Source organism: Pseudoxanthomonas sp., assembly GCF_027498035.1.
Lineage (GTDB): Bacteria > Pseudomonadota > Gammaproteobacteria > Xanthomonadales > Xanthomonadaceae > Pseudoxanthomonas_A.
Genome location: NZ_CP114978.1, coordinates 2,146,328 through 2,168,653 on the forward strand (window position 1 = coordinate 2,146,328; position 22,326 = coordinate 2,168,653).

Genomic DNA, 22,326 nt, shown 5'->3' on the forward strand with positions numbered 1-22,326 from the left:
CCATCGACTGCCAGCGGCGTGCAGGCAGGGCAGTACGCCAACGGTCTTCGTTTCACGTCCTCCGGCGCTGCACGGAGGCAGCGCCGGGGGACGATTGCCGGTTATTCGACCGTCACGGCCTTGGCCAGGTTGCGTGGCTTGTCGACGTCGGTGCCGCGCGCCAGCGCGGTGTGGTACGCCAGCAGCTGCACGGGGATGGTGTGCACGACGGGCGAGAGCACGCCGGTGTGGCGCGGGGTGCGGATCACGTGCACGCCGGTGGATTCGCTGAAGTTGCTGTCCTGGTCGGCGAACACGAACAGCTCGCCGCCGCGCGCGCGCACTTCCTGCATGTTGGATTTGACCTTCTCCAGCAGACGGTCGTTGGGCGCGATGAAGACCACCGGAATGGTGTCGTCCACCAGCGCCAGCGGGCCGTGCTTCAACTCGCCGGCCGGATAGGCCTCGGCGTGGATGTAGGAGATTTCCTTGAGCTTGAGCGCGCCTTCCAGCGCGATCGGATAGCTCAGGCCGCGGCCCAGGAACAACGCGTTTTCCTTGCCGGCGAAACGCTCGGCCCAGGCCGCGATCTGCGGTTCCAGGTTGAGCGCGTGCTGCACGCTGCCGGGCAGGCGACGCAGCTCTTCCAGGTACTGAGTTTCGTCTTCATCGCTGACCTTGCCATGCAGCTTGCCCAGCACCACGGTCAGCTGGAACAGCGCCGCCAGCTGGGTGGTGAAAGCCTTGGTCGAAGCCACGCCGATCTCGGCGCCGGCACGGGTGTAGCAGACCAGTTCGCTGGCGCGCGGGATGGCGCTTTCGGGCACGTTGCAGATCGACAGCGTATGCAGGTGGCCGAGTGACTTGGCGTATTTGAGCGCCTCCATCGTGTCCAGGGTTTCGCCGGACTGGGAGATGGTGACGACCAGGTGTTTCGGATTTGCGTACGCGGCGCGATAGCGGTACTCGCTGGCGATCTCCACGCTGCACGGCAGGCCGGCGATGGCTTCGATCCAGTAACGCGCGGTCAGGCCGGCGTAGTAGCTGGTGCCGCAGGCCAGGATCTGCACGCCTTCGATGCCGCGCAGCACGCTTTCCGCGTTTTTCCCGAACAGGGTGGCCGGGAAGCCGTTGGCATCGACTGCCGCCTCGATGGTGTCGGCGATGGCGCGCGGCTGCTCGTGGATCTCCTTCTGCATGAAGTGCCGGTACGGGCCCAGCTCCAGCGAAGCCAGCGACACGTCCGAGACGTGTACCTCGCGTTCGACGCGCGTATCGGTGGCGTCGAAGATGGTGACGCCTTCGCGGGTCACATCGACCGTATCGCCCTCTTCCAGGAAGATCACCTGGCGGGTGGCCTGGATGATGGCCGACACGTCCGAGGCGACGAAGTTCTCGCCATCGCCCAGGCCGATCAGCAGCGGGCAGCCCATGCGCGCGCACACCAGGCGCTCCGGCTCGGCACGACTGACCACCGCCAGCGCATAGGCGCCGGTGAGTTCCTTGACCGTGTGCTGCAGCGCGACCAACAGGTCGTCGCCGGACTTGAGGTGGTGATGGATGAGGTGGGCGATGACTTCGGTATCGGTCTGCGACTCGAAGGTGTAGCCCAGCGCGGCGAGCTTCTCGCGCTGTTCCTCGTGGTTTTCGATGATGCCGTTGTGGACCAACGCAACACCATGGCTGATGTGCGGGTGCGCGTTGGCTTCGGTCACCCCGCCATGGGTGGCCCAACGGGTATGGCCGATACCCAGCGTGGCGGTGAAGCCTTCGGCCTGGGCCGCGCCCTCCATCTCCGACACGCGGCCGGTCCGGCGCACGCGGCGCACCTGACGCTCGCGGCCCTGCCCGTCATCGACCACGGCGATGCCGGCCGAATCGTAGCCGCGGTATTCCAGCCGCTTGAGGCCCTCGATCAGAACAGGGACCACATCGCGATCCGCGATCGCGCCAACGATACCGCACATGGATACATCCTTCGAGACAGTGAAAACGACCTGCGCAGTGTACCGGGCCGCAGCCATCGCCCCGCTGTCCGCGCGGACGGCGGGAGTGTCCGCGCGGACACTGTCCGCGGGCTACCACCTTTGCGATTCAATGACTTGCGATTGGCACGCGGTGTGCATTGTCTGCGGGGACGATTCAGCCGAAGACGCGCCCCGCCCATGCAGCAGACCGACAACCCCTTCCGCATCCGCGACACCGCCGCCCAGGACATCGTGGTCGAGACCGGCAAGGGCGCGCACTGGAAGCGCTGGGGGCTGATCGGCGGCGGCGTGCTGGTCCTGGCCGCCGCACTGGTGTGGGTGGTGATGGGCTGGGCCGCGGGCGGGCGCTCGTTCGACGCCAGCCGGGTGCGCATCGCCACGGTGACCCGCGGCGACCTGGTCCGCGACCTGGCCGCCGATGGTCGCGTGATCACCGCCAACAGCCCGACCCTGTACGCTATCGACGGCGGCACGGTCACGCTGAAGGTGGTCGCTGGCGACGTGGTCAAGAAGAACGACGCGCTGGCGGTGATCGACAGCCCGGCGCTGCGCAGCAAGCTGGTCCAGGAGGAATCCACCCTGGCCGGCCTGCAGGCCGAGGCCAGCCGCGCCGCGCTGGATGTCGCCCAGGCGCGCTCGGAGGCCAGCAAGGCCATCGACCAGGCCAAGATCGACCGCCAGGCCGCCGCACGCGATGTCGAGCGCTACCAGCGCGCCTACGATGCCGGCGCCATGGCCCAGGTCGACCTGGCGCAGATGCAGGACAAGCTGAAGAAATCCGAGATCGAACTGGGCCATGCCCAGCAGGACGCCGCGCTCTCGCAGCAGGGCGCGCAGCTGGATGCGAAGAACAAGCAGCTGCTGGCCCAGCGCCAGGATGCGGTGGTGGACGAGCTCCAGCGCCAGGTGGAAGCCCTGACCCTGCGCGCGCCGTTCGATGGCCAGGTCGGCCAGGTGCAGATTTCCCAGGGCACCAACGTGGCGATCAACGCGCCGATCCTGTCGGTGGTGGACCTGTCCAAGTTCGAGGTCGAGATCAAGGTGCCGGAGAGTTTCGCCCGCGACCTGGCCATCGGCGTGCCGGCACAGCTGACCTCCGGCAGTGGCGATCCCTACCCCGGCAAGATCTCCGCGGTGTCGCCGGAAGTGGTGGCCGGCGAAGTCACCGCGCGCGTGCGTTTCGACGGCCAGCAGCCGCCGGGCCTGCGCCAGAGCCAGCGCATGAGCGCGCGCATCCTGCTGGACACCCGCAAGCACGTGCTCAAGGTCGAGCGCGGCCCGTTCGTCGAACAATCCGGCGGCCGCTACGCCTACGTCATGGCCGGCTCCAGCGCCCAGCGCCAGCCGGTGCAGCTGGGCGTGTCGAGCCTGTCGGAAACCGAAGTGCTGTCCGGCCTGAAGGAAGGCGACCGGGTGGTCGTCTCCGGCGCCGACCAGTTCGGCGATGCGCCGCGGGTGACGGTGCATTGATTCAAGGCCATGACCGATACCGGTCAGTCCACGCATGACCTGTAGAGGCCCTCCCGGTAACGCCACAGCGGAGTCCCAAAAAGGGGATTGATACAAGCTCCGCTCTACAAAAAAAGCCGCTTTACCTAACGCCACGCCATTCAATTCCAACGAAGGAACCTCCCATGCTCGACATGCACGCCGTCTCCAAGGTCTTCCGCACCGAGCAGGTGCAGACCCACGCCCTGCGCACGCTGGACCTGCACGTGAAGGAAGGCGAATTCGTCGCCGTCACCGGTCCGTCGGGCTCGGGCAAGACCACCTTCCTCAACATCGCCGGGCTGCTGGAAACCTTCACTTCTGGCACCTACAAACTCGATGGCGAGGACGTGTCCAACCTGTCGGACAACGCGCGCAGCAAGCTGCGCAACCAGAAGATCGGCTTCATCTTCCAGAGCTTCAACCTGATCCCCGACCTCAACCTGTTCGACAACGTCGATGTGCCGCTGCGCTACCGCGGCATGGCTGCCGCCGAGCGCAAGCAGCGCATTACCGAATCGCTGGAACGCGTCGGCCTGGGCTCGCGCATGAAGCACTACCCGGCCGAACTCTCCGGCGGCCAGCAGCAGCGCGCCGCCATCGCCCGCGCACTCGCCGGCAGCCCCCGCCTGCTGCTGGCCGACGAACCGACCGGCAACCTGGACTCGCAGATGGCCCGCGGCGTGATGGAACTGCTGGAGGAGATCAACGCCCAGGGCAGCACCATCGTGATGGTCACCCACGACCCGGAACTGGCCGCACGCGCTCAGCGCAACGTGCACATCGTCGATGGCCAGGCCACCGACCTGGTGCGCGAAGCCGGGCTGATGGCCGCCGCCGCACCCGCCGTGTCCGCGCAGGCCTGACGGACCACGCACGGTGATCGGCTACTACCTGCAACTGGCCATTCATAGCCTGCGCGGCCGGCCGGTGCTCAGTGCCTTGATGGTGCTGGCCATCGCGCTGGGCATCGGCGTGTCGATGACCATGCTGACCGTGCTGCACAACCTGTCAGGCGATCCACTGCCCCAACGCAGCGCGGTGCTGTTCCACCCGCAGGTCGATCCGCGCCCCAGCGACCTGCCCGGCGCCGATCCGGAACCACCGGACAACCTGACCTGGCAGGACGGGGTCAACCTGTACCAGTTGCAGGCCGCCCCCAGGCAGACGCTGACCAGCGCCAACTGGCTGCCGACCCGGGTCGATGCCCCCAACAGCCCGCTGGCAATGGTGACCACGCGCGCGGCCACCGCCGACATCTTCCCGATGTTCGACATGCGTTTCCTCTACGGCGGCGCGTGGACCCGGCAGGACGACGACCGTCGTGCCCAGGTCGTGGTGCTGACCCGTGAACTCAACGACGCCCTGTTCGACGGCGCCGACAGCGTCGGCCGCTCGCTGGTCATCGCGACCCGGTCATTCCGCGTGATCGGCGTCATCGACGACTGGAATCCGCGACCGCACTTCTACGACCTGTCCAACCGCAAGTCCGGCGCCTACGGCGAGGCGCAGCAGATGTACCTGCCATTCTTCACCTGGCTCGACCTACCCCAGGACTACGGCTACGGGCCGATGGCGTGCTGGGGCACCGACAACCAGGGCGGTGACCACAACCCCAAATCCCAGCAATGCACCTGGGCACAGTTCTGGGTACAGCTGGACACGCCGGCGCAGCAGGCCGCCTACCGCAACGCATTGGACAACTACAGCGCCGAGCAGTTGCGGCTGGGCCGTTTCCAGCGCACGCCGAACGTGCGCCTGCGCGGGGTGATCGACTGGCTGGACTACAAGCGCGCGGTGCCGGCCACGGTGCGGATGCAGACCTGGATCGCATTCGGCGTACTGCTGGTCTGCCTGCTCAACGCAGTCGGCCTGCTGGTCGCCAAGTTCATGCGCAAGAGCGGCGAGATCGGCGTGCGCCGTGCACTCGGCGCCAGCCGCCGTTCGGTGTTCCTGCAATGCCTGGTCGAAGCGGGCCTGGTCGGCTTGCTTGGTGGAGCTTTTGGCTTGCCGCTGGCGTGGCTGGGCCTGTGGCTGGTGCGGCAGCAGCCGATGGCCTATGCCGCCCAGGTGCACCTGGACCCACGCATGCTCGGCACCACCCTGGTCATCGCAGTGCTGTCGGCGCTGGCTGCAGGGGTCTGGCCAGCCTGGCGTGCATCGCGCGTCGCCCCCGCCCTGCAGGTGAAATCGCTATGAGCCTGAACCCGCTGGCCGATGCCCGCCCCATCGTCTCCGCCCTGCGCGGGCATCGCTCCGCCGTGGTGCTGCTGGCGCTGGAAATCGCCCTGACCCTGGCGGTGCTGTGCAACCTGGTCTTCATCGTTTCGGGCACCTTGCAGCGTGCACGCATGCCCACCGGTGCCGATGAGGACAACATCGGCCTGATCCAGAGCATCGGCGTGATCGGCGAGGACAATCCCGGCAACGCCGGCAGCAACCTGGCCACCTTGCAGGCGGTCCCGGGCGTGCGATCTGCCGCCTTCGGGATGGCACCGTTGTTGGGTGTGTCGCGGGCCGGGCTGTTCCTGCAACCGGACACACAGCAGGCCAATGCGCAGGCCTATCTGTTCGCGGGAAGCCAGGGCATGAACCGGACCCTGGGCGTGCGCGTGATCGAGGGTCGCGACATCCGCGACGATGAGATTCCAGGGCTCAGAGAACTATTCGGCGACGACAGTGCGCCGGCCACGAAGGTCGCCTCACGGCAATTGCCAGCACTGTTGACCCGCTCGCTGGCCAGCCGGCTGTTCCCGGGCAAATCGGCACTGGGCGGCATCCTGTACACCAGCCTCTGGGGCTACCCGATCAGCCTGCGCGTGGTCGGCGTCATCGATCAGCTGCGCGGTGAAATCACCGGTCACCCCGACGATGAAGATGCCGTCCTGGCGGAGTTCGGGGTCGCCAGCGAAGGCCTCGGCGGCAGCTACATGATCCGTAGCCAGCCGGGTCAGCTGCAGCAGGTACTGCCGTTGGCGGCCAAGGCGATGCAGCAGGCCAATCCCGGGCACGTGCAGCAGCAGGTCAGGACCATGGCCGAGCTGCGTGCGGATACCTTCAAGAACGATCGCGCCATCGCCCGCATGCTGGTGGCCATCATGCTGGTCCTGCTGGTGGTCACCGCCTTGGGTGTCGGTGGCCTGGCCAGTTTCTGGGTGCAGCAACGCACCAAGCAGATCGGCATCCGCCGTGCCCTGGGCGCCACCCGCGCGGACATCCTGCGTTACTTCCAGCTGGAAAATTTCCTGATCGTCGGCGGCGGCGTTGTACTGGGCGCGCTGCTGGCCTTCGCCCTGAACCAGTGGCTGATGCACCGTTTCGAATTGGATCGCCTCACTTCACCGACCGTGCTCACCGGCATCGTCGCGGTGTGGCTGCTGGGCCAGCTGGCCGTGCTGGGTCCGGCGCTACGCGCGGCCTCGGTTCCACCCGTCGCCGCCACCCGCAGCGCCTGACGAACTTTTCCGGGACCGCTCATGTTCGGCTACTACCTGCAACTGGCCATTCACAGCCTGCGCCGCAACCCGGTGCTGACCGGGTTGATGGTGCTGTCCATCGCGGTCGGCATCGGTGCGTCGATGACCACGTTGACGGTGATGCACCTGTTGTCAGGCGATCCGTTGCCGGGGCGCAGCCAGCACATTTTCTATCCGCAGGTGGATGCGGTGCCAGACGGCAAGCCGCATTCGGATCCGCCGGACAAGCTCGACTACACCTCGGCGATGGACCTGTGGCGCGCCAAGCGTTCCGACCGGCAGACGCTGGTGGTCAGCAGCCCCGTCAAACTGTTCGCGCCCGGGGTCGCCAGCCCGGCGCTGATGACGTCGATGCTGTCGGTCCACGGCGATTTCTTCCCGATGTTCGAGGTGCCGTTCGCCTATGGCACCGGCTGGAGCGCGGAAGACGATGGCCGGCATGCGCGCGTGGCGGTGATTTCCTCGAACCTCAACGACAAGCTGTTCGGCGGCCATGACAGCGTCGGCAAGACCTTGCACCTGCGCGATGCCGACGTGCGCATCGTCGGCGTGCTCAAGCCGTGGCGGCCCTCGCCGCAGTACTACACGGTGGCCGGTGGCCGCTTCGCCCAGGGCGACACCGCCAGTTACTACGGCAAGCCGCAGGATGTGTTCGTGCCGTTCGCGACCGGCACGGAGATCAATGACGGGCACTTCAACTATTTCTTCTGCTGGGGAACGCCGCCGACGCCAGGACACCTGCAGAACGCGCCCTGCGTGGCGCTGCAGCTCTGGGTCCAGCTGGATACGCCGGCCAAGGTTGCCGACTACCGTCGCTTTCTCGCCGACTACGCCGCGCAGCAGCAGGCGCTGGGCCGCATCAGCCTGCCCGGAAACGCCCGCCTGTCGAGCCTGATGCAATGGCTGGATTTCAATCGTGCGGTGCCTGCCGACGTGCGCCTGCAGAGTTCGCTGGCGCTGGCCTTCCTGGTGGTTTGCCTGTTCAACACCATCGGCCTGCTGCTGGCCAAGTTCCTGCGCCACAGTGGCGAGATCGGCGTGCGCCGTGCGCTGGGTGCTTCGCGCCGTTCGATCTTTGCCCAGTGCCTGACCGAGGCCGGCCTGATCGGCCTGGTCGGCGGCCTGCTGGGCTGGGCCTTGACGCTGATCGGGTTGTGGGCGGTCCGCCAGCAGCCGGTCGAGTACGCCGACCTGGTGCATCTGGACCTGCAGATGTTCGCGCTGACCTTCGCACTGGCGCTGGCCGCCAGCCTGGTCGCCGGGTGGTTCCCTGCCTCGCGTGCCAGCCGCATCGCGCCTGCGATCCAGCTCAAGACACTCTAGGACGCCACCGATCATGGACATCAAGCCGATCCTTTCCGCGTTGAGCCGCCATCGCATCGCGGCCACGCTGATCACGCTTGAGATCGCGCTGGCCTGCGCGGTGCTCTGCAATGCGCTGTTCCTGGTCGCTGCGCGACTGGAGCTGATGCGCACCGGCAGCGGCGTGGACGAACGCGCACTGGCCGTGGTGGCGCTCAGCGGTTGCGATGACTGCAACCCCGCCGACGTCAACGCCCGCGTGCTGGGCGCGCTGCGTGCACTACCCGGCCTGCGCGCGGCGGGCCAGCTCAATGCGGTGCCGTTCGGCGAGCCCGCCGCGAACGGCGGCATCGTGCTGGATCGCGAAGGCAAGCATTTCGGCGGCGTGCCGCATTTCTACACTCTCGGCCCCGGCGCCAGCGAAGCGCTTGGGCTGCGGCCAGTCACCGGCCGCGATTTCATCGCCAGTGATTTCCAGCCCTACGATTTCTTCGTCCCGAAGAACGCCAACGTCTGGATCACCCAGGCGCTGGCCGAGCACCTGTGGCCCGGGCAGAACCCGCTGGGCAGGGATTTCTGGTCCGGCGACAACCACTTCAACGTGGCCGGGATCGTCGCGAAGTTCGCCCGCCCCGATCCGGGTCGCAGCGAGGACGGCATCGCCGGCGCGGAATGGTCGGTGATCGTGCCGGTCCGCGATGACGCGCAGTCAGGGCTCTACGTGCTGCGTGCAGACCCATTGGATCTTCCTGGCGTCATGCAGGCGGCACGCGCCGCCATCGTCCGCGCCGTGCCGGAAGCCATCCTCGACAACGACCGCAGCCGCACCCTGTCCGAGTTGCGCGAACGCTATTTCCGCCCCGACCACGCCATGACCGGGCTGCTGCTCGGGGTGATCGCCGCGATGCTGCTGGTGACCGCACTGGGCATCGTCGGCCTGGCCAGTTTCTGGGTGCAGCAACGCACCAAGCAGATCGGCATCCGCCGCGCGCTGGGGGCCACGCGCAAGGACATCCTGCGTTACTTCCAGATCGAGAACTTCCTGCTGGCCAGCGCCGGCATCGCGCTGGGCATGCTGCTGGCCTATGCCGGCAACCAGCTGCTGATGCAGTACTTCGAGCTGGCGCGGCTGCCCGCGGTCTACCTGCCGATCGGCGCGGTGCTGCTCTGGCTGATCGGACAGCTTGCCGTGCTGGGCCCCGCATCACGCGCGGCCGCCATCGCCCCCGTCGTCGCCACCCGCAGTACCTGAGCCCCGGAGCCAAGATGTTCACCTACTACTGCAACCTGGCCCTGCGCAGCTTCAGGCGCAACAAGGTCCTGACCGCGCTGATGGTGCTGGCCATCGCGCTGGGCATCGGCGCGTCGATGACCACGCTGACGGTGTTTCACGTGCTGTCGGGGGACCCGATCCCCGGCAAGAGTGAGCGCCTGTTCCATGTACAGCTGGACCCGGAATTGCTTGCCGGCTACACGCCTGGCGACGAGCCGCAGCAGGATCTAAACCGCTACGACGGCGAGACCCTGCTTCAGCAGAAACAGGGCAAGCGCCAGGCATTGATGACCGGCGGCAGCGTCACGGTAGAGCCGGCCGGCGGCGCGTTGAAGCCCTTCATGCTGGACGCGCGCTACACCACGCCGGACTTCTTCGCGATGTTCGAGGTGCCGTTCCTGTTCGGCCGTGCCTGGTCGGCAAATGACGACATCGCGCAGGCGCGCGTGGTGGTGATCGCCAAGACGCTCAACGACAAGCTGTTCAACGGCGTCGACAGCACCGGCAAGACCCTGCGCGTGGATGGCCATGACCTGCAGATCGTCGGCGTGATCGATGACTGGAATCCCAAGCCGTTGTTCTACGACTTGAACGTGGGCATCTACAACACCACCGAACAGGTATTCGAGCCGTTCCAGACCGCGATCGGCCTAAGTCAGGACCGCAGTGGCAGCATGAACTGCTACGGCCAGGTCGCCACTGTCGATGGCACGGCCCGCGATGCGCCCTGCGCCTGGACCCAGTACTGGGTGGAGCTGGACAGTGCATCCAAGGCATCGGACTACAAGGCCTACCTGGATCGCTATTCGCAGCAGCAGAAGGACGCCGGACGCTACCAGCGCCCGCCCAACACGCGCCTGCGCGATGTCATGGACTGGCTGGATTACCACGGCGCGGTGCCCGGCGATGTGCGCCTGCAGCTGTGGCTGGCGATGGGTTTCCTGCTGGTGTGCCTGGTCAACACGGTCGGCCTGCTGCTGGCCAAGTTCCTGCGCCGCAGTGGCGAGATTGGCGTGCGCCGCGCACTGGGCGCCAGCCGTACGGAAATCTTCAAACAGTGCCTTGTGGAGGCCGGCAGCATCGGCCTGGCAGGCGGCGTGCTGGGCCTGGGCCTGGCCCAGCTTGGCCTGTGGGCCGTGCGCCATCGCCCGACCGGCTATGCAGCGCTGGCGCATCTGGACCTATCCATGTTGATGGCGACCTTTGCGCTGGCCATTGTTGCCAGCCTGCTGGCCGGTTTGCTGCCGGCGTGGCGCGCGATGCAGATCACCCCCGCAGTGCAGCTCAAGACGCAGTAGTCGCCGTCACTCCGCACGCACAAGTTCCTGGATTCCCGCCTTCGCGGGGCTTTCAACCGACGTATGTCGGGTCATGACGAGAGAGAGACACCATGGAAATCCGCCCAATCCTGTCCACCCTTCGCCGCCACAAGACCGCTGCTGCGCTGATCGTGGTGGAGATCGCGCTGGCCTGCGCGATCATCTGCAACGCGCTGTTCATCGTGTCCCAGCGCTGGGAAAGCCTGCAGGCCACCAGCGGTATCGACGAACACGAGCTGGTCACCATCTCGCTCAGTGGCGTGGGCAAGCAGGCCAATCCCGATGCCCTCACCCAGGAAGACCTGGCCGCGCTGCGTGCTGTGCCGGGCGTGGACAGCGTCGCGGTGGTCAACCAGCTTCCATTCCGGCGCGGCTCCAACAACAGCTCGCTGGCGGTCAAGCCCGACCAGGAGATCCCGACCCTGAGTGCGGCCATGTACACCGGCGACGAAGGCACGGTGCGCACGCTGGGTCTCACCCTGGTGGCCGGCCGCGATTTTCAGGCAGACGAATATCTCAATTGGGGCGACCTGATGACCCAGCTGGGCAGCAGCAACGGCATCCCGTCGCGCACCCTGCCGCTGATCGTCAGCCGCGAGGCCGCGGAGAAGTTGTTCCCCGGGCAGCCTGCTGTGGGCAGGCAGGTGTACATGGCCAACATCCCGCTGATGATCGTCGGCGTGGCCGAACGGCTGCGCCGCCCCAACGCCAACGGCGGTGACGGCAACACCAGTTACTCGATGCTCATGCCGCTGCGCCAGGCCTACAACAGTGGCGGTATATATGTGTTGCGCGTGCAGGATCGTGCCCAGCGCGCGCGGGTCCTGCACGATGCGGTGGAGGCGTTGAACCGGGTCAACAACAGTCGGCTGGTCATGGACCAGAAGACCTTCGACGAACGCCGCGCCGATTACTTCAGCGACGACCGCGACATGATGGGCCTGCTCATCACCCTGTGCCTGGCGCTGCTGCTGGTGACCGCGCTGGGCATCATCGGCCTGGCCAGTTTCTGGGTGGCCCAGCGCACCCGCCAGATCGGCGTGCGACGAGCACTGGGCGCGACCAAGGGCCAGATCCTGCGCTATTTCCAGACCGAGAATTTCCTGCTGGTCACCCTGGGCATCGTGCTGGGCATGCTGCTGGCCTTCGGATTGAACCAGCTGCTGATGCAGCACTACCAGTTGCCACGCCTGCCGCTGGCCTACCTGCCCATCGGCGCGGCGGTGCTGTGGCTGCTGGGCCAGGCCTCGGTGCTGTGGCCGGCACGTCGCGCCGCGGCGGTGCCGCCGGCCATCGCCACGCGCAGCGCCTGACGCATTCGATCCCCCGGAGCCGACCATGCTTGCCTACTACTTCAACCTGGCCGTGCGCAGCTTCAAGCGCAACAAGGTGCTGACCGCGCTGATGGTGCTGGCCGTGGCGCTGGGCATCGGCGCCTCGATGACCACGCTGACGGTCTTCCATGTGCTGTCGGGCGACCCGATCCCGGCCAAGAGCGACAAGCTGTTCTACGTGCAGCTGGATCCGTTCCCGATGGCCGGCTACAAGCCAGGCAGCGATCCGGCCGACCAGATGACCCGCCGCGATGCGGAGAACCTGCTGCGCGATGCGCGCGGCGACCGCCAGGCGATGATGTCGGCCGGCAGCGTGGCGATCGAACCGGATACACGGGGACTGACGCCCTTCCTGTTGCAGGCGCGCTTTACCTCTTCGGATTTTTTCCCGATGTTCCAGGTGCCGTTCGTCCACGGGCAAGCCTGGAGCAAGGCCGAGGATGGAGAACGTGCGCGCGTGGCGGTGATCAGCACCGCGCTGAGCGAGAAGCTCTTTGGCAAGGCCGATCCGGTGGGTCGCACATTGCAGCTCAGCAAGACGGCCTTCCGCGTGGTGGGCGTGATGGGCGACTTCAATCCCAATCCGCGCTTCTATGACCTGACCAACGGGCGCTACAGCGGCGAGGAAGAGGACGTCTTCATTCCGTTTTCGACATCGCGCGAACTGCGTCTTGGGCAGAGCGGCAACATGAACTGCTGGGGAGGCGACGACAAGGATCCGGAAGGCAGCCTGTCGCTCAACGCCGGCTGCGCGTGGATCCAGTACTGGGTCGAGCTGGGCACGGCGTCCAAGGCCGACGATTACCGCCGCTACCTGATCAATTATTCGGATCAGCAGCGCGCGGCCGGCCGCTTCCAGCGCCCGACCAATGTGCGCCTGAGCAACGTGATGACCTGGCTGGACTTCAACCAGGTGGTTCCCAGTGACGTGCGCCTGCAGGCGTGGCTGGCGCTGGGCTTTTTAGGTGTGTGCCTGCTCAACACCGTGGGCCTGCTGCTGGCCAAGTTCCTGCGGCGCGGCGGCGAGATCGGCGTGCGTCGCGCGCTGGGCGCCTCGCGCGCGGACATCTTCACCCAGTGCCTGGTGGAAGCGGGCACCGTCGGTCTGGCCGGCGGGGTGCTCGGGCTCGGCCTGGCCCTGCTCGGCCTGTGGGCCGTGCGCCAACAGCCCACCGACTACGCCGCGCTGGCGCATCTGGATGCACCGATGCTGCTTGGCACCTTCGTGCTGGCCATCGTCAGCAGCCTGGTCGCTGGCCTGGTGCCGGCGTGGCGCGCCATGCAGGTCACGCCTGCGATCCAGCTCAAGTCGCAGTAAGGAGACGCCCATGGAACTTCGCCCCATCTTCTCCACGTTGCTGCGCCACAAGACCGCGGCATTGCTGATCGTGCTGGAAATCGCGCTCAGCTGCGCCATCGTCTGCAATGCGCTGTTCCTGATCGGCAATCGTCTCTCGCACATGCAGCGTCCCAGCGGCATGGACGAGGCGCACCTGATCGTGCTGCGCACCAATGGCATCACCCGGGACGCCGATGCGGCGGCCGTGACCCAGGCCGACCTGGGCGCGCTGCGCGCCATCCCAGGCGTACGCGCTGCCACGACCATCACCCAGGTGCCGTTCGGCAACTCGATGTGGATGAGCGGGATCAAGCTGCGCGCCAACCAGGAAGACAGCACCCTGGTCACCACCAACTACCTGGTGGGCGAAGACGGCCTCAAGACCCTCGGCCTGCGCCTGGTGGAAGGGCGCGACTTCGCCGCGTCCGAATACCAGCCCACCGATGCGGACAGTTTCCCCACGGTCATCCTCTCCCGCGCACTGGCGCAGCGCCTGTTTCCCGATGGCAGCGCGGTCGGCAAGGCGATCTACGTGTTCGGTGACCAGCCGCACCGGGTGATCGGCCTGGTCGAACACCTCGCCCGCCCGCGCGACACCGGTGGCCCGGCCGACTACGACCTGTCGATGGTGTTCCCGCAGCACACCAGCTACACGGATGGCGCGATGTATGCGGTCAATGTCGATGACCCCGCACGCCGCGAGGCAGTGCTTGAGCAGGCGAAGCAATCGCTGGCCGCGCACGGCCCCACCCGCATCATCAGCAAGGGCGGCACCGGCACGCTGGAGGATTTCCGCAGCAAGTACTACCGAAACGACCGCGCCATGGCCTGGATGCTGGTCTCGGTCAGCGTCGCGCTGCTGGTGGTGACCGCGCTGGGCATCATCGGCCTGGCCAGTTTCTGGGTGGCCCAGCGCACACGCCAGATCGGCGTACGTCGCGCACTCGGCGCCACGCGCGGGCAGATCCTGCGCTACTTCCAGACCGAGAACTTCCTGCTGGCCACGGTCGGCATCGTGCTGGGCATGGTCCTGGCCTATGCCATCAACCAGCTGCTGATGAGCAGGTACGAACTGCCGCGCCTGCCGCTGATGTACCTGCCCGTGGGCGCGGTGCTGCTGTGGGTACTCGGCCAGTTCGCGGTGTTCTGGCCTGCCCGTCGCGCCGCGGCGGTGCCTCCGGCCATCGCCACGCGCGCGGCATGACCTCCATGACGGTCCGCTTGCAAAGGAACGAACCTTGATCGGCTACTACTTCCGCCTGGCCCTGCGCAGCCTGCGCCGCACGCCAGTGATGACCGCGCTGATGATCACGGCCATCGGCCTGGGGATCGGCGCCAGCATGACCATGCTGACGGTGCTGCATGTCATGACCCAGGATCCGATCCCGGAGAAGAGCGGTGTGCTGTTCTATCCGCGCATCGATCCGTTGCCACTGAAGTATCCGGCTGATAACAGACACGGCGATCCGGCAGACAACCTGACCTGGCCCGATGCCATGGCACTCATGCAGCACGGCAAGGTGACGCAGCAGGCGGCTATGGCAAGCGGCGGACTGCTGGTATGGCCAGCGGACAAAGCCGGACGCCCCTCCCAGCATGGTGGGCACTACGCCACCACAGGGTTCTTCACCCTGTTCAAGGTTCCGCTCGAACACGGCCAAGGCTGGACGAAGCAGGACGACACTGACCACGCGCGCGTCGTGGTCCTAGGCCACGATCTGACGGTAAAGCTGTTTGGGAACACCGATGCCGTTGGCCGCAACGTACGCCTCAAGGACACCCTGTTCCGCATTGTCGGCGTCGCGGCGCCCTGGTCGCCACAGCCAGCGTTCTATAACGACCTTAGCGGTGGCGAGAGCTCATTCGGCGAAAGCGATGACTTCTTCATCCCACTGACAACGGCTCTGGAGCTGAAGTACGACATCTGGGGACATGTTTCGGGCTGGGGCAGGAACCAGGCCGAGGACATGTACCACGATCCGTCCACCAGCTGGCTCCAGCTATGGGTCCAATTGGACACCCCACAGCAGGTGGCCGACTACACGCGCTTTCTCAAGGATTACGCGGCAGAGCAGCACGCAAGCGGCCGTTTCGAGCGTGCCCCGGAGACTGCACGCCTGTATCCGCTGATGGATTGGCTGGCCTATAAGAAACTGGTGCCGTCGGAGGTCAAGCTGCAGCTGTGGCTGGCGCTGGGCTTCCTGCTGGTCTGCCTGGTCAACATCGTCGCGTTGTTGCTGGCCAAGTTCCTGCGTCGTGGCGGCGAGATCGGCGTGCGCCGCGCACTGGGCGCCCGCGCACGCGATGTGCTGCTGCAACTGGGCACCGAGGCGGCCCTGATCGGCATCACCGGGGGCCTGCTCGGCGTCGCGCTGGCGCAACTGGGCCTGTGGAGCGTGCGCCAGCGACCGGATGGCTATGCGCGCATCGCGCAAATGGATGCATCGATGCTGCTGTCCACCGTCGCGCTGGCGGTCCTGGCCACGCTGCTGGCAGGGCTGGTCCCGGCCTGGCGGGCAAGCCGGATCTCGCCGGCCCTGCAGATCAAGGGAGTCTGAGCATGACGCTGCCCTTCAAACCCATCCTGTCCGCGCTGCGCCATCACCGCCCGACCGCGCTCCTGCTAGTGCTACAGGTCGCCCTGACATGCGCGATTGTGATCAATTCCGGTTTCCTGCTGGTGGGCCGCATCGAGCGCATCACTGCACCCTCCGGACTGCCGGAGGATCGCCTTGCGCTGATCACAGTCCGCGGCCTTGACGAATCAGCCAATGCACTGGCTCAGCAACAGACCGACCTAGCCGCACTACGCGCCATCGATGGCATCCAAGCCGTCGCCGCAGTCAACGGCGGCAGTCTACCGTTCTCGCGCAGCAGCCACGGCACGGGCGCCTGCAGCTCCCAGGCAGACTTCGACCGCGCCGTGGCGGCACGCGGTACCGAAGGCATCAATGGCTGCATTTCCATGCCGACGTATGGCGGCTCGTCCGATCTGTTCGCCGCGCTCGGCCTGCATCTAGTGGCAGGACGCGACTTCACCGATGCCGAGCGGACAGCACAGAAAGCAGGCGCGCCGGTGATCGTCACCCGCACCATGGGGCAGCGGCTCTGGCCCGGAGAGAGTCCGGTCGGCAAGCTGCTGTACGGGTTCAGCGGCCCCATTCCAGTCGTCGGCATGACCGATGACGTGCTGGCCCCGGAGCCCGCTGGCGATGCCCAGGATCATGTCCTGATGTTCGTCTCCCAGAACAGCGCGAACATCTCTGCAACCTACGTATTGAACAGCGCACCCAGCGACCGCAAGCGGATACTGCATGCCGCCGCCGAGGCGCTGTCCAAGGCTGGTCCCGTGCGCCTGATCTCGGAAGCTGACCAACTTACGTTCGCAGAAATGCGTCACACCTACTTCAGGCGCGACACCACCATGCTCGGCCTGCTCATCGCTTCATCACTGGCGCTGCTGTTCGTCACTGCGCTCGGCATTGGCGGGCTGGCCAATTTTTGGGTCGGCCAGCGCACGCGGCAGATCGGGATCCGCCGTGCGGTGGGTGCCACGCGGCGCGACATCCTGCGGCATTTCCAGGCCGAGAATTTCATCATCGTCGGTGCCGGCGTGGTGCTGGGCATGATCCTGGCCTATGGCCTGAACCAGTTGCTGATGCGCCAGTACGAACTGGACCGCCTGCCGCTGGTCTACCTCCCGATCGGCGCACTGCTGCTGTGGGTGCTGGGCCAGGCTGCGGTGCTGGCGCCGGCACTGCGGGCCGCCCGCGTACCGCCGGCCATCGCCACGCGGGCCGGCTGACGTGGCTGCACTCGAGACGCTGCCGGCGCGTTGGCCTGGTTCCGACGCGACAGCGTCGCGAGGGCAATGGCGCCGGGCTGCGGCGTGGCCGCTATCCTGTGCGCGGTCTTCCGCTTTGCCCAGGTTCGCCGCCATGTCCTTCCGCCTGACACTTCGCCCCCTCACGCTGCTGCTTGCCCTTGCCTGCGCATTGCCGGTGCTGGCCCAGCAGGCCACGCCGGCGCCCGATGGTGTGCTGGTGTCCGAAGACACCCTGGATGGTTATGCCGGCCGCTATGCCACCGCCACCGGTATTGCGTTGAAGGTCTGGCGCGATGGCGCCGTGCTCAAGCTGCAGCCTGAAGGCGGCGCGCCCGTAACACTGGTGGCCGATTCGGAAACCACCTTCCACGCCAGCGGCATGGACGCGCACGTGGAATTCGTATTCGACGCATCGGACCGCATCAGCCACCTGTTCCTGACCCAGGGCGGGACCACGGTCAAGGCGATCCACCAGGCGAACCAGCCGTAACGCGCATCATCGAGTCCACATGCCTACCCTGCTGATCATCGACGACAACCCCGCGGTCGCCACGGCGCTGAACATCCTGTTCTCGCTGCACGACATCGACACCCTGCACGCCGCCGACCCCGCGACGGGACTGGCGATGCTGGACCGCGGCGGCATCGACCTGGTGATCCAGGACATGAACTTCTCCGCCGATACCACCAGCGGTGAGGAAGGCCAGGCGCTGTTCGCACAGATCCGCGCGCGCCACCCGGACCTGCCGGTGGTGCTGCTGACCGCCTGGACGCACCTGGAAGCGGCGGTGGAACTGGTCAAGGCCGGCGCCGCCGACTACCTGGGCAAGCCCTGGGACGACCGCCGCCTGCTGGCCACGGTCAACACGCTGCTGGAACTGTCCGAAGCACGTGCCGAGCTGGACCGCCGCCGCGCGCGTGACCGCCTGCAACGCACCCAGCTGGAAGCCAAGTACGACCTGCGCGGCGTGGTCTTCGCCGATGCCGCCAGCGAACGCGTGCTGGCATTGGCCTGCCAGGTCGCGCGTTCGGACCTGCCGGTGCTGATCACCGGCCCCAACGGCGCGGGCAAGGAAAAGATCGCCGAGATCGTGCAGGCCAATTCGTCGGTGCGGCATGGCGCCTTCGTCACGCTCAACTGCGGCGCACTGCCGAGCGAACTGATCGAGGCCGAGCTGTTCGGTGCCGATGCCGGCGCCTACACCGGTGCCAACAAGGCGCGCGAAGGCAAATTCGAAGCGGCCGATGGCGGCACATTGTTCCTGGACGAAGTCGGCAACCTGCCGCTGGCCGGGCAGATGAAGCTGTTGCGCGTGCTGGAAACCGGCAGGTTCGAGCGGCTCGGCTCCAACCGCGAGCGCAGCGTGCGCGTGCGCGTGATCAGCGCCACCAATGCCGACCTGCCGGCGATGATCCGCGACGGCAGCTTCCGCGAGGACCTGTACTACCGGCTCAACGCGATCGAGCTGGCACTGCCGCCACTGGCCGAACGGCCCGGCGACATCCTGCCGCTGGCCGCGCACTTCGCCGACAAGCCCATCACCGAAAGTGCACGCAGCGCGCTGCTGCGCCACGGCTGGCCCGGCAACGTGCGCGAACTGCGCAACGTGATCCAGCGCGCCAGCCTGCTCAGCAGCGGCGCGCACATCGAAGCGCCCGACCTGCAGCTGCCCGTCAATGCGACCTACCTGCGTGCGCAGGCACCGGTGCAGGAACCGGACAAGGCGCAGATCGAATCGGCCCTGTCGCGCGCCGGCGGCGTGATCGCCCAAGCCGCGGCCGAACTCGGCCTGAGTCGCCAGGCACTGTACCGGCGCATGGATCGCCACGGGATCAAGCCGCAATGAGCCTGTCGCGATGAAACGTTCGCTGGCTGGCCGCCTGCTGCTGTGGCTGGTGCCGCTCGGCATCGCCGCCATCGCGCTGCCACTGGCGCTGCATGCGTGGCTGGACGATGTCTGGCTGAGCGGCGTGATCGCCGCGGCGATCCTGCTGCCACTGGCCGTGTGGGTCCTGCGCCAGGCGCTGGCCCAGGTGAACTCGCTGTTCCGCGCCCTGTCCGGCGCGGTCAACAGCTACCGCGATGGCGAGTTCAATTTCGGCGTGCACTGGAATGGCAACGACGAGTTGAACGACCTGGTCAACTCGCATGAAGAACTCGGCCAGGTGCTGCGTGACCAGCGCCAGGGCCTGGCCCAGCGCGAACTGCTGCTGGACAGCATGGTCCAGCATTCGCCGGTGGCGATGCTGCTGCTGGCGCCGGGCGGCGACGGCGGCATGCGCGTGGTGTTCGCCAACCTGGCCGCGCGCACGCTGCTCTACGGCGGCAAGCGCATGGAAGGCCAGCCGTTCGATCCATTGCTGCAGCACGCGCAGCCGGAGCTGGCCGAAGCGCTGGAACGCGGCGGCGACAGCCTGTTCGCCGTGCCATCGACCGAAGAAGGCGGCGAAGAGCAGATCTACCACCTGGCGCGGCGGCGCTTCCAGCTCAACGGGCGCCAGCAGGAGCTGCTGCAGCTGTGGCGCCTGACCACCGAATTGCGTCGGCAGGAAGTGCAGACCTGGAAGAAGGTCATCCGCGTGATCAGCCACGAACTCAACAATTCGCTGGCCCCGGTCGCCTCGCTGGCGCATTCGGGCGGCGAACTGGTGCGGCGCGGGCGCCACGACCAGCTGGAACATGTGTTCGCCACCATCGAGGAACGCGCGCGCCACCTGGAAGAATTCATCCGCGGCTATGCGCGCTTTGCCAAGCTGCCGCAGCCGAACAAGCAGGCGATCGAATGGGCCGCGTTCCTGCGCGGGCTGCAGCAGCAGATCGGCTTCAGCATCGAAGGCCACGCCCAGGATACGCACAGCCGCATCGACCCGGCCCAGTTCGGCCAGGCCCTGCTGAACCTGGTCAAGAACGCACATGAATCCGGCGGCGATCCTGCGCAGGTCACGGTCAAAGTGCTGCCGCTGCACGGCCAGGTCCGCATCGAAGTGCTGGACCGCGGCGCAGGCATGAACGAGGCCGTGCTGCAGAACGCACTGGTGCCGTTCTATTCCACCAAACGCAACGGCACCGGCCTGGGGCTTGCCCTGACCCGCGAGATCATCGAAGCCCACGACGGCCGCATCGCCCTGCACAACCGCGAAGGCGGCGGGCTGTGCGTCACCCTGCACCTACCTTCGGGCTGAACGCCGTCAGCTACGACGACGCGATGGCCTAATGGCGCCAGCGGGCGTCCGCAGCGCCAGGTCACGCGCACGGTGCTCCAGTGCTTCAAGTTCGGCACGCAGGTCGGCATTGACGCGCATCAGCTGGTACAGCTCGCGCTCCAGCCGCTGGATGCGCGCGTCATGGCTGCCTGGATGCGCGCCACGTTGCCTGGCCGCATCGCGTCGCAACCAGGCATTGAGCGTTTCGGAACGGCAGCCCAGCTGCGCGGCCACCTGCCGCACGGCCGCGCGACGCGCGTAACCCTGGCCCTGCAGCGCGTGCACGCTGTGCAGCGCATCGGCCTTGGCGTCGGCCGAGTAACGGACGACGGACATCAGCCGCGCACCGCGTGCGGGTTGGGACAAGCCTTGGGGACAAGATCGGGCACTGCAGACTCACACTTCGGGGGAACGCGCATGCCAGGGAACCCAGCACATCGCGTGCCAGCGGTCTGACAGCCGTCTTGCCCGTAAGTTCAACGCCTTGCAGCCGCGGTGTGCCCGCGCGTGGTGTCCGCGGACATCCGCCGCCCGGACGCGGACAGCCCAGGCCCGTGTCGCGGGCGACGGATGCCTATTCCATCACCGTGCCGCTCTCGATGATGCGCAGGGCTTCGGTCCCGCCGCAACGATCGCCGGGACCGTAGGTATGGGTCACGTAGCCGGCCTTGAACGGCCCCAGATAGCCATCGCCGACCGTGTTGTCCTTGAACTGGTTGTTCATCGAAGGACATTCCTCGCCCGTGTCGGCAACCCAGTCCGAATACGCCGAGTACTTGCCCGCCGCCACGAACCGGTTGCCCTGGATCAGGTTGTTGTCCGATCCATTGCGCGTGCGCACCGCATCGCCACTGACCTGGTTGAAGTCGTTGTCGCTGATGATGTTGTCGTGCGCGTTGTGCGCGGCGTAGATGGCGTGGATGTAGCTGGTCAGGTCTTCGTTGACGCCATCCCCATCGCTGTCGGCACTGTCGGAATTCCTGACGTCCTGGAAGCTGTTGCCCGCAATCGTATTGAAACTGGAATTGCGCAGCCGCAGCGCGGCGTAGCCCATCGGCGGGCCGCTGCTGTAGGCACCGCCGATCCGCTCGAACAGCATCTCGCGCACTTCGTTGTGGCTGTTACCCGCGGCCTTGTTGCGCCCCAGGTCCAGGCCCAACCAGTAGTTGGTGACGGCCAGGCCGATGAAGTGCAGGTTGGTGGGGACGGCGGCGTCGGTGCTGTCATCCATCGTGAACCAGCTCAGGTCCGCGCCACCACCGTCGAACACCGGCTTGGTGGTGGCACCCGTCGGTGGCGCGAAGGTGATGGGCTGGCCGTTGAAATACGTCCAGATCACCGATTGCCCGACATAGGTGCCTTCGGCCACGACGATGTCGACCGCATCGGTTGGCGCCGCAGCCTTGACCCGTGTCAGCACGCCCTTGAGTGTCTTCAAAGCCGTCGCGGCCGTGGCGCCGGTATTGCTGTCGCTGCCGCTGGGCGACAGGTAGAGCGTGGTCGCCTGGGCCAGCGCCGGCACCAACGCCAACAACCCACACAGGCCCGCGGCCTTCCATCGTGATTGCATACCGTCCTCCTCGCGCAGGGAGACGTCCCTGCTTTCGACCAGGACGACGCTAGGCGTCGGCGGAGGCCCGTGCGATGCATGCCTGCCACCGGAACTTCATTGTGAAACCAGCCGCACTGGTCGACCAGCGCGCGGCATCACAGGCGTCGCGTCGGAACGCGCGCACGGCGATGGCGTGCATTGCGCTGCAGCAGCGCTCACGCGCACGGCGCAGGCACCTCGCGCATC

18 protein-coding genes are annotated in these 22,326 nt (G+C 66.8%); 15 read left to right on the plus strand and 3 right to left on the minus strand.

Annotation, left to right across the window (positions count from 1 at the left end; genetic code table 11):
- Nucleotides 1-101: 101 nt before the first annotated feature.
- Nucleotides 102-1,946 (minus strand): glutamine--fructose-6-phosphate transaminase (isomerizing), encoded by a 1,845-nt coding sequence (gene glmS, locus O8I58_RS09230; RefSeq protein WP_298322565.1) that lies wholly within the window; start codon nucleotides 1,944-1,946, stop codon nucleotides 102-104.
- Nucleotides 1,947-2,144: 198 nt separating this feature from the next.
- Here glmS and O8I58_RS09235 point away from each other — a divergent pair, with 198 nt between their 5' ends.
- The 15 genes from O8I58_RS09235 (at nucleotide 2,145) to O8I58_RS09305 (ending at nucleotide 20,507) form a co-directional block, all read left to right on the plus strand.
- The gene (locus O8I58_RS09235; protein WP_298322569.1) at nucleotides 2,145-3,437 is read left to right on the plus strand and encodes an efflux RND transporter periplasmic adaptor subunit; all 1,293 of its coding nucleotides are present in this window, start codon (nucleotides 2,145-2,147) and stop codon (nucleotides 3,435-3,437) included.
- Between the two features lie 164 nt (nucleotides 3,438-3,601).
- Nucleotides 3,602-4,321, plus strand: a complete 720-nt coding sequence (locus O8I58_RS09240) for an ABC transporter ATP-binding protein (protein ID WP_298322572.1) — start codon at nucleotides 3,602-3,604, stop codon at nucleotides 4,319-4,321.
- A 13-nt stretch (nucleotides 4,322-4,334) separates the two neighbouring features.
- Nucleotides 4,335-5,654 (plus strand): ABC transporter permease, encoded by a 1,320-nt coding sequence (locus O8I58_RS09245; protein ID WP_298322575.1) that lies wholly within the window; start codon nucleotides 4,335-4,337, stop codon nucleotides 5,652-5,654.
- Nucleotides 5,651-6,910, plus strand: coding sequence for an ABC transporter permease (locus O8I58_RS09250; protein ID WP_298322578.1), 1,260 nt, complete (start codon nucleotides 5,651-5,653; stop codon nucleotides 6,908-6,910). Before O8I58_RS09245 ends, O8I58_RS09250 begins: the two co-directional genes overlap by 4 nt.
- 21 nt (nucleotides 6,911-6,931) lie before the next feature.
- The gene (locus O8I58_RS09255; RefSeq protein WP_298322581.1) at nucleotides 6,932-8,254 is read left to right on the plus strand and encodes an ABC transporter permease; all 1,323 of its coding nucleotides are present in this window, start codon (nucleotides 6,932-6,934) and stop codon (nucleotides 8,252-8,254) included.
- 13 nt (nucleotides 8,255-8,267) lie between these two features.
- Nucleotides 8,268-9,485, plus strand: coding sequence for an ABC transporter permease (locus O8I58_RS09260; protein WP_298322585.1), 1,218 nt, complete (start codon nucleotides 8,268-8,270; stop codon nucleotides 9,483-9,485).
- 14 nt (nucleotides 9,486-9,499) lie between these two features.
- The gene (locus O8I58_RS09265) at nucleotides 9,500-10,804 is read left to right on the plus strand and encodes an ABC transporter permease (protein ID WP_298322588.1); all 1,305 of its coding nucleotides are present in this window, start codon (nucleotides 9,500-9,502) and stop codon (nucleotides 10,802-10,804) included.
- Nucleotides 10,805-10,896: 92 nt separating this feature from the next.
- Nucleotides 10,897-12,138 (plus strand): ABC transporter permease, encoded by a 1,242-nt coding sequence (locus O8I58_RS09270; RefSeq protein ID WP_298322591.1) that lies wholly within the window; start codon nucleotides 10,897-10,899, stop codon nucleotides 12,136-12,138.
- A 25-nt stretch (nucleotides 12,139-12,163) separates the two neighbouring features.
- Nucleotides 12,164-13,477, plus strand: coding sequence for an ABC transporter permease (locus O8I58_RS09275; protein WP_298314800.1), 1,314 nt, complete (start codon nucleotides 12,164-12,166; stop codon nucleotides 13,475-13,477).
- 10 nt (nucleotides 13,478-13,487) lie between these two features.
- Nucleotides 13,488-14,702 carry an ABC transporter permease gene (locus O8I58_RS09280; RefSeq protein ID WP_298314802.1) on the plus strand — a complete coding sequence of 405 codons (1,215 nt, stop codon included), beginning with the start codon at nucleotides 13,488-13,490 and terminating at the stop codon, nucleotides 14,700-14,702.
- Nucleotides 14,703-14,736: 34 nt separating this feature from the next.
- The gene (locus tag O8I58_RS09285; protein WP_298314804.1) at nucleotides 14,737-16,056 is read left to right on the plus strand and encodes an ABC transporter permease; all 1,320 of its coding nucleotides are present in this window, start codon (nucleotides 14,737-14,739) and stop codon (nucleotides 16,054-16,056) included.
- A 2-nt stretch (nucleotides 16,057-16,058) separates the two neighbouring features.
- Nucleotides 16,059-17,303, plus strand: coding sequence for an ABC transporter permease (locus tag O8I58_RS09290; protein WP_298314808.1), 1,245 nt, complete (start codon nucleotides 16,059-16,061; stop codon nucleotides 17,301-17,303).
- Nucleotides 17,304-17,436: 133 nt separating this feature from the next.
- A complete protein-coding gene (locus tag O8I58_RS09295; RefSeq protein WP_298314811.1) occupies nucleotides 17,437-17,814 on the plus strand; it encodes a hypothetical protein in 378 nt (125 codons plus the stop codon).
- A gap of 19 nt (nucleotides 17,815-17,833) precedes the next feature.
- Nucleotides 17,834-19,171 (plus strand): sigma-54-dependent transcriptional regulator, encoded by a 1,338-nt coding sequence (locus O8I58_RS09300; protein ID WP_298314814.1) that lies wholly within the window; start codon nucleotides 17,834-17,836, stop codon nucleotides 19,169-19,171.
- Nucleotides 19,172-19,181: 10 nt separating this feature from the next.
- Complete coding sequence (locus tag O8I58_RS09305) at nucleotides 19,182-20,507, plus strand: sensor histidine kinase (RefSeq protein WP_298314816.1); 1,326 nt, start codon at nucleotides 19,182-19,184, stop codon at nucleotides 20,505-20,507.
- A 6-nt stretch (nucleotides 20,508-20,513) separates the two neighbouring features.
- On the opposite strand, the gene O8I58_RS09310 is transcribed toward O8I58_RS09305, so the two are convergent.
- Complete coding sequence (locus O8I58_RS09310; RefSeq protein WP_298314818.1) at nucleotides 20,514-20,864, minus strand: hypothetical protein; 351 nt, start codon at nucleotides 20,862-20,864, stop codon at nucleotides 20,514-20,516.
- A gap of 238 nt (nucleotides 20,865-21,102) precedes the next feature.
- Entirely contained in the window at nucleotides 21,103-22,098 is a 996-nt protein-coding gene (locus tag O8I58_RS09315) for a right-handed parallel beta-helix repeat-containing protein (RefSeq protein ID WP_298314821.1), read from the minus strand.
- Nucleotides 22,099-22,326: the final 228 nt, after the last annotated feature.

What these genes read in the sequence shown, in the direction of transcription:
- glmS (WP_298322565.1), bottom strand. Translation starts at nt 1,946, where the DNA reads ATGTGCGGTATCGTTGGCGCGATCGCGGATCGCGATGTGGTCCCTGTT.
- O8I58_RS09235 (WP_298322569.1), top strand. Translation starts at nt 2,145, where the DNA reads ATGCAGCAGACCGACAACCCCTTCCGCATCCGCGACACCGCCGCCCAG.
- O8I58_RS09240 (WP_298322572.1), top strand. Translation starts at nt 3,602, where the DNA reads ATGCTCGACATGCACGCCGTCTCCAAGGTCTTCCGCACCGAGCAGGTG.
- O8I58_RS09250 (WP_298322578.1), top strand. Translation starts at nt 5,651, where the DNA reads ATGAGCCTGAACCCGCTGGCCGATGCCCGCCCCATCGTCTCCGCCCTG.
- O8I58_RS09255 (WP_298322581.1), top strand. Translation starts at nt 6,932, where the DNA reads ATGTTCGGCTACTACCTGCAACTGGCCATTCACAGCCTGCGCCGCAAC.
- O8I58_RS09260 (WP_298322585.1), top strand. Translation starts at nt 8,268, where the DNA reads ATGGACATCAAGCCGATCCTTTCCGCGTTGAGCCGCCATCGCATCGCG.
- O8I58_RS09265 (WP_298322588.1), top strand. Translation starts at nt 9,500, where the DNA reads ATGTTCACCTACTACTGCAACCTGGCCCTGCGCAGCTTCAGGCGCAAC.
- O8I58_RS09270 (WP_298322591.1), top strand. Translation starts at nt 10,897, where the DNA reads ATGGAAATCCGCCCAATCCTGTCCACCCTTCGCCGCCACAAGACCGCT.
- O8I58_RS09275 (WP_298314800.1), top strand. Translation starts at nt 12,164, where the DNA reads ATGCTTGCCTACTACTTCAACCTGGCCGTGCGCAGCTTCAAGCGCAAC.
- O8I58_RS09280 (WP_298314802.1), top strand. Translation starts at nt 13,488, where the DNA reads ATGGAACTTCGCCCCATCTTCTCCACGTTGCTGCGCCACAAGACCGCG.
- O8I58_RS09290 (WP_298314808.1), top strand. Translation starts at nt 16,059, where the DNA reads ATGACGCTGCCCTTCAAACCCATCCTGTCCGCGCTGCGCCATCACCGC.
- O8I58_RS09295 (WP_298314811.1), top strand. Translation starts at nt 17,437, where the DNA reads ATGTCCTTCCGCCTGACACTTCGCCCCCTCACGCTGCTGCTTGCCCTT.
- O8I58_RS09300 (WP_298314814.1), top strand. Translation starts at nt 17,834, where the DNA reads ATGCCTACCCTGCTGATCATCGACGACAACCCCGCGGTCGCCACGGCG.
- O8I58_RS09305 (WP_298314816.1), top strand. Translation starts at nt 19,182, where the DNA reads ATGAAACGTTCGCTGGCTGGCCGCCTGCTGCTGTGGCTGGTGCCGCTC.
- O8I58_RS09310 (WP_298314818.1), bottom strand. Translation starts at nt 20,864, where the DNA reads ATGTCCGTCGTCCGTTACTCGGCCGACGCCAAGGCCGATGCGCTGCAC.
- O8I58_RS09315 (WP_298314821.1), bottom strand. Translation starts at nt 22,098, where the DNA reads ATGCAATCACGATGGAAGGCCGCGGGCCTGTGTGGGTTGTTGGCGTTG.